The following is a 15402-nucleotide window of genomic DNA, read 5'->3' on the forward strand; positions in this document are numbered from 1 at the left end:
CCCCTGGGATGGAGATCCCAGGGGCTTTCTGCATGCAGATCAGCGGGCGAAGTTCCCGCGGTAGTACTCGTAGACCCAGCCGACGATCGCGACGACGAAGATCGCCAGGCCGATCGGAAGCAGGAAGTGTCCGACGGCCAGTCCCACGACGAAGACGGCAGCGGAACCCGCGAGGACGATCGGCCACCAGGACCAGGGGCTGAACTCGCCGAGCTCGGGGTCTCCGTCGTCGATGTCGCTCGTGAGGATGTCCTCAGGCAATTCGCCGTTCTGAGCCTTGTGCGTGCGGTCGAGGTAGAACGCGATCATCGCGCCCATGAACGCGGCGAAGAACAGCGCCACGGTGCCGACCCATTCGATCCGCGCGGCGAAGTTGTCCGACGGCGTGGCGAGGATGTGCCAGCCGGTGTAGACGACGCCGACCAGGGCGAAGAAGGCGGTCAGCACCCACCAGAGAATGACATTGTCGCGCATGGCTCAGTGGCCCTCTCGCTCGCCGGGCGCAGCGGGCGTGAACTCCGCAGCCTCGGGGTGGTTCAGGTCGAACGCGGGACGCTCGCTGCGGATACGCGGGATCGACGTGAAGTTGTGACGCGGCGGCGGGCAGGACGTCGCCCACTCGAGCGAAGCGCCGTAGCCCCACGGGTCGTTGACCGTGACCTTCGGAGCCTTGCGAGCCGTGATCCACACGTTCAGGAAGAAGGGCAGCATCGAGGCGCCGAGGATGATCGCGCCGATGGTCGAGACCTGGTTGCCCCACGTCCATCCGTCTTCCGGCGAGTAGTCGGCGTAGCGACGCACCATGCCGTCGACGCCCAGCCAGTGCTGGATGAGGAACGTCATGTGGAAGCCGATGAACAGCATCCAGAAGTGCACATAGCCCAGGCGCTCGTTGAGCATGCGTCCGGTCCACTTCGGCCACCAGAAGTAGAACCCGGCGAACATGGCGAACACGACGGTGCCGAAGACGACGTAGTGGAAGTGCGCGACCACGAAGTACGAGTCGGACAGGTGGAAGTCCAGCGGCGGAGCCGCGAGGATGACACCGGTCAGGCCACCGAAGACGAACGACACCAGGAAGCCGAGTGCGAACACCATCGGGGTCTCGAAGGTCACCGATCCACGCCACAGCGTGCCGATCCAGTTGAAGATCTTCACACCCGTCGGCACTGCGATGAGCATCGTCATGAGGGCGAAGAACGGCAGCAGCACAGAGCCGGTCACGTACATGTGGTGAGCCCACACGGCGACGGACAGTGCGGCGATCGCGATCGTCGCGTACACGAGCGTCTTGTATCCGAAGATCGGCTTGCGGCTGAAGACCGGGAAGATCTCGGAGACGATGCCGAAGAACGGCAGAGCGATGATGTAGACCTCAGGGTGACCGAAGAACCAGAACAGGTGCTGCCAGAGCAGGACACCGCCGTTGGCCGGGTCGTAGATGTGAGCGCCGAGCACGCGGTCCGCACCTGCGGCGAAGATCGCGGCGGCGAGCACCGGGAAGGCCATCAGGATGAGGAGGCTCGTGATGAGCGTGTTCCACGAGAAGATCGGCATGCGCCACATCGTCATACCCGGTGCGCGCATCGTGATCACCGTGGTGATGAAGTTCACGGCGCCGAGGATGGTTCCGAAGCCCGAGATGCCGAGACCCAGCATCCAGAGGTTTCCACCGGCACCCGGAGAGAAGGACGCACTGGCGAGCGGCTGATAGGCGAACCATCCGAACGAGGCCGCACCCTGCGGGGTGAGGAAGCCGGCGACGGCGATCGTCGAGCCGAAGAGGAACAGCCAGAACGCGAACGCGTTCAGACGCGGGAAGGCGACGTCCGGGGCGCCGAGCTGCAGCGGCAGGATCGCGTTGGCGAAGCCGGCGAACAGCGGTGTCGCGAACATCAGCAGCATGATCGTGCCGTGCATCGTGAAGAGCTGGTTGTACTGCTCCTTGGTCGGGATGATCTGCATTCCCGGAGCGAAGAGCTCAGCACGGATGACGAGTGCCATCACGCCGCCGAGGAGGAAGAACAGCACCGAGGCGATGAGGTACATGTACCCGATCGTCTTGTGGTCGGTGGAGGTGATCCACTTGACGACGATGTTGCCCTTCTGCTCGACACGCGACGAGCTCATGAGAGCAGCCTGACGTGCGGGCAGGGTGGTGGGTCGAGAGCGAGGGGCCTCGTCGGTGCGGGGGGCTTCAGTGGTCGACATGGCTTACTCCTCTCCTTCCTCGGAGGTCGGGGCGGTGGTCCCCGGGTAGTTCGACAGACGGTCGTAGGCGTCCGTGATGTCTCCCGTGTTGCCTTCCTCCTCGAGAGTCTGGAGGTAGGCGTCGTACTCGTCCTGCTCGACGACCTTGACGTTGAAGAGCATCATCGAGTGGTACTCGCCGCAGAGCTCGGCGCACTTGCCGGCGTACTCGCCGACTCGGGTCGGGATGAAGGACCAGGAGTTGTCCTTCCCGATGTACATGTCCTTCTTGTACAGGAAGTCGATGATCCAGAACGAGTGGATGACATCGCGGGACTGCAGGTTGATCGTGACCTTCTGGTCGACCGGCAGCACCAGCGTCGGGAGCTGCGCCTGATCGACGGTGCCGTCCGCGTCCGGCTGGGCCTGGATTCCCATCGTCCAGACGGCGTCGGAGTTGTCCTCTTCTTCACCGTCGTACTGGAAGTCCCACGCCCACTGCTTGGCGATGGCCGTGATCTCGACGTCGGGTTCGTCCCACTTCGTCTCGATCGCCGACTGGTCACGCGCGGTGAAGAAGAACATGCCCAGCACGAGGATCAGCGGCACGACCGTGTAGAAGATCTCGATCGGCATGTTGTACCGCATCTGCACGGGCAGACCTGTCTGACCCTTCCGGCGACGGTAGGCGATCGCGGCCCAGGCCATCAGGCCCCAGGTGATCACGCCGACGGCGAGGAGGACGATCCAGGAGTTGACCCAGAGCGACGAGACGCGCTCGGTCTGGTTGGTGGCCGCAGGCTCACCCTCCACGAAGCCCGGGAGGTAACCGTTCAGCTCAGTGGCAGTACATCCCGCCAGGGCCACGGCTGCCGCTACTCCCAGGGGGAGAGCGGCCCAACGAAGGCGGCGTTTCGAGGGCACGATGCACCTTTCAGATTGCGGACAGGGCACACCCAAGTCTAGGGCAACCTCACACCTGATTCATGCCAACCACGCAGGTTGGCGGAGGGGTTCGGATCAGTGGAAGCTGTCTCCGCAGGCGCAGCTGCCTGCGGCGTTGGGGTTGTCGATCGTGAAGCCCTGCTCCGAGATCGTGTCCTTGAAGTCGATGGAGGCGCCGTCGAGGTACGGGACGCTCATGTTGTCGATGATGACCTCGACGCCGTCGAAGTCGACGGTCTCGTCGCCCTCGAGGAATCGCTCGTCGAAGTACAGCTGGTAGATCAGGCCGGAGCATCCGCCTGGCTGAACGGCTACGCGCAGACGCAGGTCATCGCGGCCCTCCTGCTCGAGAAGGTTCTTGACCTTCGTGGCCGCGGCATCGGTCAGCTTCACGCCGTGCGCCTGGGTGGTCTCTGCCGAAGTCAGTGTGGTGTCGCTCATGTCGCTCCTTGTGACGGGCCGCGCTCGCACGGCTGGTATCTCGATTTTACCCTCAGGCTCGCGGATGCGGCTCAGATGATGATGTCGTTCATGCGCGAGAGCAGCAGAGCCTCGGTCGCGACCGCATGGCGGAACGTGTCGAGGTGCAGCGATTCATTCGGGCTGTGGGCACGCGAGTGCGGGTCCTCGACGCCGGTCACGAGAATCTGCGCGTCGGGGAACTCCCGCACCAGATCAGCGATGAACGGGATCGAACCGCCGACGCCGAGGTCGACCGGCGGCACACCGTACCCGTCGCGCATCGCATCGCGGGTGAGGGCGACCGCCCAGCCGCTGGTGTCGACGAGGAAGCCGTTTCCCAGGTCGACGTCGGTGAAGGTCAGCTCCGCACCGAACGGCGCGTTCGCGCGCAGATGCGCCTCGAGGGCGGCATACGCCTCCTCCCCCGTCTGACCTGGCGCGACGCGCGCGCTCACGACCACCGTCACCTCGGGAAGGAGGGTGTTCGACGCCGCGGCGACGCTCGTCGCATCGATCCCGATGACCGTGACCGCCGGCTTGTTCCAGATCCGGCTGAGAATGCTGCCCCCGCCGACCGGAGACGTGCCAGGAAGAAGACCCGCTTCATCGCGGAGCGTCTCCTCGGTGTACTCCGGCGTCGGCGCGTCGCGCTCGGTCATCCCCTCGACGGCGACGGAGCCGTCCTCGTTCCAGAGCGTGGAGAGCATCCTGACCGTGGCCATCATGGCGTCCGGAACCGCTCCGCCGAACATGCCCGAGTGAGACGCATGGTCGAGGGTGCGCACGCGCACGGTGAAGCGCGCGTTGCCACGGAGCGAGACGGTGAGGCCGGGGGTGACAGAATCCCAGTTGCCCGAGTCGGCGACCACGATCGCATCCGCCCGGAGCGCTTCCTTGTTGTCCGCGAGGAACTGAGCGAAGGAGCGCGATCCGTACTCCTCCTCCCCCTCGATGAACATCGCGATCCCGAGCTCGAGATCGTCGCCCACGACCTCGGCCACAGCGCGGATCGCGGCGATGTGCGCCATGATGCCCGCTTTGTCATCGGCGGCTCCGCGCCCGTACAGGCGTCCGTCGCGCACCGTTGGTTCGAACGGCGGCGTCTCCCACAGCGCGTCGTCTCCTGGAGGCTGCACGTCGTGGTGCGCGTAGAGCAGGATCGTCGGCTTGCCGTTGCGCGCAGCACGCGTCGCGAGCACGGCAGGCTGCCCGTGCTCGTCGGTGCCGGGGATCGCGGCGCGCAGCACTCGCACGTCGTCGAAGATCCCCGTCGCCGTCGCGAGCGCGGCGACCGCCTCCGAGCTGCGTTCGAGCTGCGTCTGGTCGAACGCGGGCCAGGCCATGCCGGGGATGCGGACGAGTGCGCCCAGGTCGCTCAGCGCGGCCGGGAACCCTGTGGCTGCGGCCTCGAGGACGGCCGGCTCGCGTTCGCTGGACAGATTCTGGTCGCCGGGCTGGGCAGGAGATGTCATGCGAGTAATCTTAAGGTGATCCGCCTTCACTGAACCGAGGAACCTCGTGGCCACTACCCCTGTCCCCCCTTCGACGAACGACGACGCCGCCGAGACGACCGCGTCGGGCAAGGGACGCGCGACGCCGACCCGGGCCGAGCAGGAAGCGGCCCGCCGCCGTCCTCTGGTCGCGAACACCAAGGAGGCCAAGGCCGCAGCGCGCGCCGAGCTCAGCGAGCGACGCAACCGCGCGCAGGCCGGTCTGGCGGCCGGCGAGGAGAAGTACCTCCCGGCTCGCGACAAGGGCCCGCAGCGCCGCTGGGTCCGCGACTACGTGGACGCCGGATGGCACCCCGCCGAGTTCGTGATGGGCGTCATGGTGCTCGTCATCCTCATCTCGCTCCTTCCGGCCAACCTCGCCATCGGCGGCTTCGCGATCGCCGGCTGGGCGTACCTGGTCATGATGGCGTACCTGATCCTCGCGATCGGCGGCATGATCCTGCTGGGGATGCGCGTCAAGCGCAAGGTCGCCGCGAAGTTCGGCAAGGACCGCATGGAGCGCGGTCTCGGCTGGTACGCCGCGATGCGGTCGCTGCAGATGCGGTTCATGCGTCTGCCCAAGCCGCAGGTCAAGCGCGGCGACCGCCCCGCCTGATCCCCTGAATCATCGAGAGAGGCGCCTCGTGCTCTATGAGCACGAGGCGCCTCTCTTGTTCGTACGCGCAGCTTCTCAGCGTTCGACGAGGCCCCGGTTGATCTCGCGTCCCCAGAACGGACCGCGGTACAGGAACGCCGTGTAGCCCTGCACGAGCGTCGCACCCGCTTCGAGTCGCTCCTGAACGTCCGCGGGCGTCTCCACTCCCCCGACGGCGATGACGCAGAACTCTGCGGGCACGGTCGAGCGAACCAGACGCAGCACCTGAAGCGAGCGCTCCTTGAGGGGCGCGCCGGAGAGGCCGCCCGCTCCGATGCCCGCGACCGTCGCCGCGTCCGTCGTGAGTCCATCCCTGCTGATCGTTGTGTTGTGCGCGATGATGCCGGCGAGGCCCTCGTCGACGGCGAGCTTCGCGATCGCGGCGATCTCGTCGTCAGCCAGATCGGGGGCGATCTTGACGAGCAGCGGAGTCTTTCCGGATGCCGCGCGCACCGCCCGGAGCAGCGGAGCCAGCGTCTCCACCGCCTGCAGTCCCCGAAGACCCGGGGTGTTCGGGGACGAGACGTTGACGGCCAGGTAGTCGGCCAGCGGGGCCAGCCGCGTCGCCGAAGCGACGTAGTCGGCAGTGGCGTCCTCGACGTCGACGACACGGCTCTTGCCGATGTTGACTCCGATGACCGTGTCAGGGGCGCCGCGACGCAACCGCGCGAGGCGCCGGGCCGCGGCATCCGCGCCCTCGTTGTTGAATCCCATGCGGTTGATGACCGCACGATCGGCGATCAGCCGGAACAGTCGGGGCTTCGGGTTGCCCTCCTGCGGGATCGCGGTGACGGTGCCGACCTCGACGTGGCCGAAGCCGAGCGCTGCAAGACCGCGGACGCCGATCGCGTTCTTGTCGAACCCGGCGGCGATGCCGAAGGGCGAGGAGAAGCTCAGTCCGAGTGCGTCCACCCGCAGCGACGGATCCGGCTTCGTCAGTGCCCGCGTCGCCCAGGAGAGCGGAGGCACTCCGAGCACGCGGATCACCGCCATACCGGCGTGATGGGCGAACTCGGGGTCGAAGCGCGACAGGACAGCGCGAAAGAGCAGCGGATACATCCCTGCCAGATTACCGGTCGGCAGGCTCCGGCTTGACGTGGTCGGCACGCAGATCCGTGATGGCGCTCTCGAAATCCTCGAGCGAGTCGAAAGCCTGATACACGCTCGCGAACCGCAGGTATGCGACCTCATCGAGGTCGCGGAGGGGTCCGAGGATGGCCAAGCCGATCTCGTTCGTATCGAGCTGCGAGACACCTGTCTGCCGCACGGCCTCCTCGACACGCTGAGCGAGGACCGCCAGATCGGCCTCGGTCACGGGGCGCCCCTGACACGCCTTGCGCACGCCGGAGATCACCTTCTCGCGACTGAACGGCTCCATGACGCCCGAACGCTTGATGACGTTGAGGCTGGCCGTCTCGGTGGTCGTGAAACGCCCGCCGCACTCAGGGCACTGACGACGGCGCCTGATCGAGAGACCGTCGTCGCTGGTGCGGGAATCGATGACGCGAGAGTCCGAGTGACGGCAGAAGGGGCAGTGCATCTGACCGATCCTACGCGGTGAAACGCGCCTCGATCGCCTCGCCGTGCGCGGGGAGCACTTCGGTCTCGGCGAGGGCGACGACCCCCTCACGGACCTCGGCCAGGGCGGCCCGATCGTAGGAGATCACCTGCTGCGGACGAAGGAACGTGTAGGCGCCGAGTCCCGGCGCATAGCGCGCCTGTCCCCCGGTCGGCAGAACGTGGTTGCTGCCCGCCATGTAGTCGCCCAGACTCACCGGCGTGTGGTCGCCGACGAACACCGCACCTGCGCTCGTGAAGCTGTCGGCGGCGTCCTCGGCATCCTCGAGGTGAAGTTCGAGGTGCTCGGGAGCGTACGCATTGCTGAACGCCGTGGCCATGGCACGGTCGTCGACGAGCACGATCGCGGACTGCGGTCCGTCGAGAGCTGCGGCCACGCGGGTCGCATGACGGGTCGCGCCGGCCTGCCGCGCCACCTCTTCGGCGACACGATCGGCGAGCTGAGGCGAGTCGGTGACGAGGACGGCCGAAGCCTGCTCGTCGTGCTCGGCCTGACTGACGAGGTCGGCGGCGATGAGACGCGGGTCGGCGGCGGCATCTGCGACGACGAGGATCTCGGTGGCCCCCGCCTCGGAGTCCGTGCCGACGACCCCGGCCACCGCCCGCTTGGCGGAGGCGACGTAGTTGTTGCCGGGCCCTGACAGCACGTCGACCGGGTCGAGTCCGATGCCGGCGACGCCGTGCGCGAAGGAACCGATGGCGCCGGCGCCGCCGATGGCGTACACCTCCGTGATGCCGAGGAGGCCTGCCGCGGCGAGGATCGTGGGGTGGACGCGACCTCCCTGATCCGCCTGGGGCGGTGAAGCGAGCGCGATCTGCTCGACGCCCGCGACCTGGGCGGGGACGACGTTCATGATGACGCTGGAGGGATACACCGCCTTGCCGCCGGGGATGTACACGCCCGCGCGGTGCACAGGCTGCCAGCGTTGGGTGATCGTCGCGCCGGCGCCGATCCGGGTGATCCGACGTTCGGGAACCTGGGCTTCGGAGGCGATGCGCACCCGGCGGATCGCCTCGTCGAGGGCATCGCGGACAGCAGGCGCGAGGGTCTCGAGAGCATCGGCGATGTGCTGCGCGGGCACGCGGATCTCATGACCCGTGACACGATCGAAGCGTTCAGCCTGCTCGCGCAGCGCCTCTTCGCCGCGCTCGCGCACGTCCTCGACGATGCGCGTGGCGGTGTCGAGAGCCTCGGCCCGTGCCTGGGTGGCTCGCGGCACGGCCGCGAGCATGTCAGCCGGCGAGAGCGTGCGCCCTCGCAGATCGATCGTGCGCAAGATCAGCCCTTCGTGATGTCTGAGATGTCGTGCAGGTAGCCGATGCGACCGTCGTCGTGTCGGATGACATAGGCGCCACCGCGGTCCTCGATGACGAGCGCCCACGCATTCGGTCCGATTCGGAAGATGACCTCGCCGCGTTCGTCATGCACGTCGCGCTCGGTCGGCGCGAGGATCCAGAAGGGCTGCGGGGTCGAGTAGGCGTCCCGAGGGCTCGTCGCGGCGAAGTCCGAGTCGTGTTCGACGGCGGGGAACGCGGTCGTCTCGGGCGACGAGACATCGCGCGCGGTCGCACCGAGAAGCGACTCGATGCTTCCGGTGTCGGACACGATCTCGGGTTCCTGGCCGCGCGACCGGCGCGAGTACGCCGGGGTGTACTCCTCATCGGAGGTCGTCTCCTCGGTCCCGGTCCCCCCGCCCGACGCGTGGGAGGACAGTGGCACCTGCTCGGCGATATTGAGACGGGCGACCTCATCGGTCGCCTGCTCACGGGACAGTTCGACGTCGATCCCCTCCGCCGAGGGTGTCGTGTAGGCGGTCGGGGCAGCGTCCGTCGCGTAGGCCGTCGGTGCGGCGTCCGTCCCGTAGGCCGTCGGCGCGGCGTCCGTCGCGTAGGCCGTCGGCGCGGCATCCGTCGCGGCGGTGTGGGCCTCAGGAGCGACATCGCTCGACGAGGCGGGCGATGCGTACGACGCAGGTCGCAGGTCCGTGTCGGCCGAAGCATCGGCCTCGACGGCGACGGGAGCGTCGGCGCCCGGGGCGGCAGGCTCGGGGCGGGGACGCGCGATGACCGGTCGGACCGGATTGGCGTTGCGGTGCGCGAGCGTGACGAGTCGGCCCTGGAAGTCTTCCTTGAGGCCGGGCACCAGCGGAGCGAAGACCGTGAGGACGACGAGCGCGAGCGCTGCGAGCAGCTGAACGACGCCGTTCCAGGGCAGCCCGAAGACACCGAACTCGATCGCGAACGCGACGGCGTTCCAGAGTGCGCCGAGCCAGAAGACCGCTGAGACGGAGAACGCCACGGAAGCGAACTGGTCGATCCCCAGCGAGCCGACCCGGCGGATGCCGTCGGGTGAGAAACGGCGGAGGACCAGCAGGAACACGGCGACCGTCGGCACGCCGATCGGGAGGACCCACTGGATTCCGGCACCCCAGATGGACGAGTCTCCGACGTACGGGAAGAACGACGCGATGAAGGCGATCAGCCACACGCCGACGATGAGCAGCTCCCGCAGGGTGAATCCGAGGATGCCGTACTCCGGCGTCACCTCATCGTCATAGAGCACGCCGTCGTCATCGGAGAAATCCTCGTCGAGAGGTGACTCGTCTGACGCCGACGACCGGTCTGCAGCTGAGTCGTCACTGTTCAGGAAGGGTGATTCCGTGCTCATGGGGAGGGTCCTTTCGCCACGGTGCAGAGCCTTAGTCGTCGTGCACCCGAACGCGTCCCGATACTACCCGGTGCGTCCGTGAGGACCCATCGAGCGGCAGCGTCCGCTGGTGCTCAGCCCAGGCAGGTCGGCCCGAGCAGCGATTTGAGATCTCCGAACAGATCGGCCGAGACCTTGACCGGCATCGGCACGTCGAAGACCTTCGCCGTGCCGCCGCGGTGCACCCGCAGCACGACCTCGGTGTCCCCGTTGTGACGGCGCAGCACGTCGGCGAGCTCGTGCATCACCCGCTCCGTCGCCCTCTGCTCGGCGAGCACGAGCGAGAGCGGACCCGCGGCGTCGAAGGAACCGACATCCGGCGCGAACGCGGACTGCGCATGCAGGTTGAGTCCGTCATCGCGCTTCGACACCCGGCCGCGCACGGCGAGGATCGAGTCCTGCTGCAGGATGTGCTGGAACTCGGTGTACGTCTTGCCCATGAACATGACCGTCACCTCGCCGTTGAAGTCCTCGACGGTGATCATTCCGTACGGATTGCCACTGGCCTTCGCGACGCGATGCTGCACGCTCGTGACGAGACCGGCGACGGTGACCTGCTCACCGTCCTGCATGTCCTCCGAGTTGATGAGGTTGTGGATCGAGATCGACGCGTGCTTCGCCAGAGGCACCTCGAGCCCGGCCAGGGGGTGGTCCGACACGTAGAGCCCGAGCATCTCGCGCTCGAAAGCGAGCTTGTCCTTCTTGATCCATTCGGGGCGGGCGGGCACCTTGGCAGGCGGCGCCTCTTCCATTCCGTCGTACAGACTGTCGAAGTCGAAGCCGATCGCACCCTGTGCTTCGTTCCGCTTGCGATCCACAGCCGCCTCGACGGCATCCTCGTGGACTTCGAGCAGCGCACGGCGCGAGTCGCCCATCGAGTCGAACGCGCCGGCCTTGATCAGAGACTCGACCGTGCGCTTGTTCGAGACGTGCAGCGGGACCTTCTCGAGGAAGTGATGGAACGAGGAGAATCGCTCATCCTTGCGGGCCGCGATGATGCCCTCGACCACGTTGCTGCCGACGTTGCGGACGGCACCGAGCCCGAATCGGATGTCGTCGCCGACAGCGGCGAAGTACTTGATCGACTCTGAGACATCGGGCGGCAGCACCTTGATGCCCATTCGACGGCACTCGTTGAGATAGAGCGCCATCTTGTCTTTCGAGTCGCCGACGCTGGTGAGCAGCGCGGCCATGTACTCGGCGGGATAGTGCGCCTTGAGGTAGGCGGTCCAGTACGAGACGACCCCGTATGCCGCCGAGTGCGCTTTGTTGAAGGCGTAGTCCGAGAACGGGAGGAGGATCTCCCAGATCGCGTTGACGGCACCGTCGGAGTACCCGTTCGCGTGCATGCCGGCTTGGAAGCCCTCGAACTGCTTGTCGAGCTCGGACTTCTTCTTCTTGCCCATCGCTCGGCGCAGGATGTCGGCCTGGCCGAGCGAGAACCCGGCCACGCGCTGGGCGATGGCCATCACCTGCTCCTGGTAGATGATCAGGCCGTAGGACTCGTCGAGGATGTCGGCGAGCGATTCGGTGAACTCCGGGTGGATCGGTGTGATCGGCTGCTGGCCGTTCTTGCGCAGCGCATAGTTCGTGTGCGAGTTCGCACCCATCGGACCCGGGCGGTACAGCGCGATGAGCGCGGAGATGTCGCCGAAGTTGTCCGGACGCATCAGGCGCATCAGCGATCGCATCGGCCCGCCGTCGAGCTGGAAGACGCCGAGCGATTCGCCGCGACCGAGCAGCTCGTAGGCGCCGCGGTCATCCAGGGCGAGGTGTTCGAGGTCGAGCTCCTCCCCGCGGTTGGTGCGGATGTTGTCGAGAGCGTCCGAGATGATCGTGAGGTTGCGGAGCCCCAGGAAGTCCATCTTGATCAGCCCGAGCGACTCGCAGGACGGGTAGTCGAACTGGGTGACGATCTGGCCGTCCTGCTCGCGGCGCATGATCGGGATGATGTCGAGCAGGGGCTCGGACGACATGATCACACCGGCGGCGTGCACGCCCCACTGGCGCTTCAGACCTTCGAGACCGAGGGCGCGGTCGAAGACCGTCTTCGCCTCGGGATCGGTCTCGATGAGCGCACGGAACTCGCTCGCCTCCTTGTAGCGGGGGTGCGCCGAGTCGAACATGCCGTCGAGAGGCATGTCCTTGCCCATGACGGGCGGCGGCATCGCCTTCGTCAGCCGCTCGCCCATGCTGAACGGGAATCCCAGCACACGCCCCGCATCCTTCAGAGCCTGCTTCGACTTGATCGTGCCGTAGGTGACGATCTGAGCGACGCGCTCGGAGCCGTACTTCCTCGTCACGTAGTCGATGACCTCGCCGCGGCGACGGTCATCGAAGTCGACGTCGAAGTCGGGCATCGAGACGCGGTCGGGGTTGAGGAAGCGCTCGAAGATGAGACCGTGCTCGAGCGGGTCGAGGTCGGTGATCTTCATGGCGTAGGCGACCATCGACCCGGCGCCCGAGCCACGGCCCGGACCGACGCGGATTCCGTTGTCCTTCGCCCAGTTGATGAAGTCGGCGACGACGAGGAAGTAGCCGGGGAACCCCATCTGCAGGATGATGCCGGTCTCGTACTCGGCCTGCTTGCGCACCTTGTCGGGGATGCCGCTCGGGTATCGGTAGTGGAGGCCCGCTTCGACCTCCTTGATGAGCCAGCTGTCCTCCGTCTCGCCGTCCGGCACGGGGAAGCGCGGCATGTAGTTGGCCGCGGTGTTGAATTCGACTTCGCACCGCTCGGCGATGAGCAGCGTGTTGTCGCAGGCCTCGGGGTGGTCGCGGAACAGCTGACGCATCTCTGCGGCGGTCTTGATGTAGTACCCGTCGCCGTCGAACTTGAACCGGTTGGGATCGTCGAGCGTCGAACCGGACTGCACGCACAGCAGCGCCTCATGGGCATCGGCCTCATGCTGGTGCGTGTAGTGCGAGTCGTTGGTGCCGACGAGCGGGATGTTCAGATCCTTGGCGAGCCGGATCAGATCGGTCATCACCCTGCGCTCGATGGAGAGACCGTGATCCATGATCTCGGCGAAGTAGTTCTCCTTGCCGAACAGGTCCTGGAACTCGGCGGCCGCCGCACGTGCGGCGTCGTACTGGCCGAGGCGCAGTCGCGTCTGGATCTCACCCGAGGGGCATCCTGTGGTGGCGATCAGCCCCTTGCCGTATGTCTGCAGGAGCTCCCGGTCCATGCGGGGCTTGAAGTAGTAGCCCTCCATGCTCGACAGCGAGCTGAGACGGAACAGGTTGTGCATCCCCTGCGTGCTCTCGCTCCACATCGTCATGTGGGTGTAGGCACCGGAGCCGGAGACATCGTCGCTCTTCTGATCCGGGGAGCCCCATTGCACACGCGTCTTGTCGCTGCGATGCGTGCCGGGAGTCACATAGGCCTCGAGACCGATGATCGGCTTGACGCCCGCGGCGTTCGCCGCCTTGTAGAACTCGAACGCCGCGAAGGTGTTGCCGTGATCGGTCACGGCGATGGCCGGCATGTCGTAATCTGCCGCCGCCTGCGTCATCGCCGCGATCTTCGCCGCCCCGTCGAGCATCGAGTACTCGCTGTGCACGTGCAGGTGGACGAAGGAGTCGGATGCCATGCCTTCGAGTCTACTTTCGGCATCCGACATCGAGCGTCGCCGCACCTGCCGCTCCGGGTCCCGCATCGCTTCAGGGGAGCGAGTCCACGATGCTCACGGTGAAGACGTGCCTCTCGTCTGCCAGGGAGGCGGGGATCAGCGAAGAGGCGACGTCGAGTACCGCGGTCGTCTCCGTGACGAGCCCCGTGGTCGTGTCGATCGTGATCGAGCGCCGCTGAACCGCTGGCTGACCCGACAGAGCCTCTGTCGACGCCGAGAACCGCAGCGTCGCCGAGGTCGCATCGGCGGACACGATCTCAGACCCGGAAAGCATGCTGAGGGCGTCGTACATCGTCGCCCGCTCAGCCCCCGACCCCATGTTGTACGACAGAAGCTCGATGAGGACCCACCCGACCTTGTAGTCCTGATCGCCCGCGACGATCCCCTGATTCTCTCGGATCCACGCGATGAGCGCCGCCGGGTCCGTGGGCATCGCCGAGAAGAACGCCACGAGCCCGTACCCGTCCGGGGTGGCCCAGGGTGCTGACGGCCCGTTCGAGAAGTACGGATCGCCGCCCGAGGCCATCGCCTCCTTGTGCGCCTGGGCGAGCGCCGCGGCGTCCGGCCCGAAGGTGTCGCTCACTGTCCAGGGCTGATCGGTGGCGAAGAACCACTGCTGCGTCGGGTCGGCCGGCGCATAGGAGTTCCAGGAGGAGCTTCCGCGCCAGGCGTTCTGAGCGTTCGACCGATCCGCCTGATACTGCCCGCCGTTCGGATCGGGCTGGTGATAGACGATCTGCTCCGACTGCGTGTGCACGCGCAGGTACTGTCCCGGTGCCAACGTCAGGCCGGTGAACGACCGAGCCGCAGTCGCGGCGGCGCCGAAGGCCCCCGCAGCCGTCATCGGCTCCTGTGTCGGCGCGGGCGTCGGCGACGGCTTCAGCGTCTGTCCTGGCTCCCGCGTCGGAACGGCCTCGATCACGGGCTTCGGCTGTTCGGTGAGTCCCGTGATCACCAGCACGCCCGCCGTGGCCGCCAGTGCGGTGCCCACGAGCACGCCGGCCACGAGCCGCTTCGGTGCGGCAGGGCGAGCGGACACCGGGGTCTTCCCCGCGGCGATCTCGCTCATCAGTCGAGCGCGGGCCGAGTCGAGATGCGAGTCCACACCATCGACATCCGGCTTGGTCTTCTGAACCTTCTCAAACACGTCCACGGACTTCTCCTTCCTGCTGCATCTCGAACGAACGGGCCTTTCGCGCCGGATCGAGTCGCGTGCGAACGCGATTCAACCGGGAGCGCACGGTGCCCACAGGCACACCGAGAGTCTCCGCGATGTCTTCGTAGCTCAGCCCCTGCCAGGCGTAGAGCAGAAGCGTCTCCCGATCCTTGGGCGACAACGCCGCGATCTTCTGCCGCAGGGCACGCACTTCGCGCTCGGCGTCCACGCGCCGCATCGCGTCATCGAGTCCACCGAGCGACGTATGGTCCTCCCCGACGACCGCGGCGAACGAGCGCCAATGCCGTGCCTCGACGGCTCTGTGCCGACGGATGAGCCGCGAGGCGATTCCGAGCAGCCAGGGAGAGGCTGAGTGCTTGCTCAGGTCGAAGTCCCCTCGACGGCGGAAGGCAACGAGAAAGGTCTCGCTGAGCACGTCCTCGGCGGCATGGGCACCCACCCGATATGTCGCGAACGCGTTCACCGCACGTGCATGTCGGTCGAACAGCTCGGCGAACGCCTCAGGCCGACTCAGCGACCGCCGGATGATCTCACTGTCTGTGCTCACACTATGTATTGCCTCTGAC

Annotated in this window: 13 protein-coding genes; 1 reads left to right on the top strand and 12 read right to left on the bottom strand. The window is 66.7% G+C overall.

Annotated elements, in window-relative coordinates:
* Nucleotides 1-39: 39 nt before the first annotated feature.
* From BEP68_RS09525 to BEP68_RS09545, 5 genes are all read right to left on the bottom strand, one after another.
* Nucleotides 40-474, bottom strand: coding sequence for a cytochrome c oxidase subunit 4 (locus BEP68_RS09525; RefSeq protein ID WP_053096714.1), 435 nt, complete (start codon nucleotides 472-474; stop codon nucleotides 40-42).
* Between the two features lie 3 nt (nucleotides 475-477).
* Nucleotides 478-2211 (bottom strand): cytochrome c oxidase subunit I, encoded by a 1734-nt coding sequence (ctaD, locus tag BEP68_RS09530; protein WP_053096716.1) that lies wholly within the window; start codon nucleotides 2209-2211, stop codon nucleotides 478-480.
* A 3-nt stretch (nucleotides 2212-2214) separates the two neighbouring features.
* On the bottom strand, nucleotides 2215-3114 hold the full coding sequence (gene coxB, locus BEP68_RS09535; RefSeq protein ID WP_187249818.1) for a cytochrome c oxidase subunit II: 900 nt from the start codon (nucleotides 3112-3114) through the stop codon (nucleotides 2215-2217).
* A 96-nt stretch (nucleotides 3115-3210) separates the two neighbouring features.
* Nucleotides 3211-3576 carry an iron-sulfur cluster insertion protein ErpA gene (erpA, locus tag BEP68_RS09540; protein WP_053096720.1) on the bottom strand — a complete coding sequence of 122 codons (366 nt, stop codon included), beginning with the start codon at nucleotides 3574-3576 and terminating at the stop codon, nucleotides 3211-3213.
* Nucleotides 3577-3647: 71 nt separating this feature from the next.
* Nucleotides 3648-5069, bottom strand: a complete 1422-nt coding sequence (locus BEP68_RS09545; protein ID WP_187249819.1) for a dipeptidase — start codon at nucleotides 5067-5069, stop codon at nucleotides 3648-3650.
* Between the two features lie 46 nt (nucleotides 5070-5115).
* Here BEP68_RS09545 and BEP68_RS09550 point away from each other — a divergent pair, with 46 nt between their 5' ends.
* The gene (locus tag BEP68_RS09550; protein WP_053096724.1) at nucleotides 5116-5703 is read left to right on the top strand and encodes a DUF3043 domain-containing protein; all 588 of its coding nucleotides are present in this window, start codon (nucleotides 5116-5118) and stop codon (nucleotides 5701-5703) included.
* A 75-nt stretch (nucleotides 5704-5778) separates the two neighbouring features.
* Here the strand turns inward: BEP68_RS09550 and BEP68_RS09555 are convergent, their stop codons facing one another.
* From BEP68_RS09555 to BEP68_RS09585, 7 genes are all read right to left on the bottom strand, one after another.
* A complete protein-coding gene (locus tag BEP68_RS09555; RefSeq protein ID WP_187249820.1) occupies nucleotides 5779-6801 on the bottom strand; it encodes a quinone-dependent dihydroorotate dehydrogenase in 1023 nt (340 codons plus the stop codon).
* Between the two features lie 10 nt (nucleotides 6802-6811).
* Entirely contained in the window at nucleotides 6812-7282 is a 471-nt protein-coding gene (gene nrdR, locus BEP68_RS09560; RefSeq protein ID WP_053096729.1) for a transcriptional regulator NrdR, read from the bottom strand.
* A 10-nt stretch (nucleotides 7283-7292) separates the two neighbouring features.
* Nucleotides 7293-8600 carry a histidinol dehydrogenase gene (gene hisD, locus BEP68_RS09565; RefSeq protein ID WP_053099161.1) on the bottom strand — a complete coding sequence of 436 codons (1308 nt, stop codon included), beginning with the start codon at nucleotides 8598-8600 and terminating at the stop codon, nucleotides 7293-7295.
* On the bottom strand, nucleotides 8600-9988 hold the full coding sequence (locus BEP68_RS09570; protein ID WP_261987785.1) for a hypothetical protein: 1389 nt from the start codon (nucleotides 9986-9988) through the stop codon (nucleotides 8600-8602). The genes hisD and BEP68_RS09570 overlap by 1 nt, the downstream gene beginning before the upstream one ends.
* Nucleotides 9989-10101: 113 nt before the next feature.
* A complete protein-coding gene (gene dnaE, locus BEP68_RS09575) occupies nucleotides 10102-13620 on the bottom strand; it encodes a DNA polymerase III subunit alpha (RefSeq protein ID WP_053096735.1) in 3519 nt (1172 codons plus the stop codon).
* 70 nt (nucleotides 13621-13690) lie between these two features.
* Nucleotides 13691-14812, bottom strand: a complete 1122-nt coding sequence (locus BEP68_RS09580) for a hypothetical protein (RefSeq protein WP_187249821.1) — start codon at nucleotides 14810-14812, stop codon at nucleotides 13691-13693.
* Nucleotides 14799-15383 (bottom strand): RNA polymerase sigma factor, encoded by a 585-nt coding sequence (locus BEP68_RS09585; RefSeq protein WP_072591451.1) that lies wholly within the window; start codon nucleotides 15381-15383, stop codon nucleotides 14799-14801. The genes BEP68_RS09580 and BEP68_RS09585 overlap by 14 nt, the downstream gene beginning before the upstream one ends.
* Nucleotides 15384-15402 lie beyond the last annotated feature (19 nt).

Source organism: Microbacterium sp. 4-7 (assembly GCF_014332665.1).
Taxonomy (GTDB): Bacteria; Actinomycetota; Actinomycetes; order Actinomycetales; family Microbacteriaceae; genus Microbacterium.

Excerpts from the sequence above, each read along its gene's own strand:
- nrdR (WP_053096729.1), bottom strand. The coding sequence starts at position 7,282 with ATGCACTGCCCCTTCTGCCGTCACTCGGACTCTCGCGTCATCGATTCC.
- BEP68_RS09555 (WP_187249820.1), bottom strand. The coding sequence starts at position 6,801 with ATGTATCCGCTGCTCTTTCGCGCTGTCCTGTCGCGCTTCGACCCCGAG.
- BEP68_RS09545 (WP_187249819.1), bottom strand. The coding sequence starts at position 5,069 with ATGACATCTCCTGCCCAGCCCGGCGACCAGAATCTGTCCAGCGAACGC.
- dnaE (WP_053096735.1), bottom strand. The coding sequence starts at position 13,620 with ATGGCATCCGACTCCTTCGTCCACCTGCACGTGCACAGCGAGTACTCG.
- erpA (WP_053096720.1), bottom strand. The coding sequence starts at position 3,576 with ATGAGCGACACCACACTGACTTCGGCAGAGACCACCCAGGCGCACGGC.
- BEP68_RS09525 (WP_053096714.1), bottom strand. The coding sequence starts at position 474 with ATGCGCGACAATGTCATTCTCTGGTGGGTGCTGACCGCCTTCTTCGCC.
- ctaD (WP_053096716.1), bottom strand. The coding sequence starts at position 2,211 with ATGTCGACCACTGAAGCCCCCCGCACCGACGAGGCCCCTCGCTCTCGA.
- BEP68_RS09570 (WP_261987785.1), bottom strand. The coding sequence starts at position 9,988 with ATGAGCACGGAATCACCCTTCCTGAACAGTGACGACTCAGCTGCAGAC.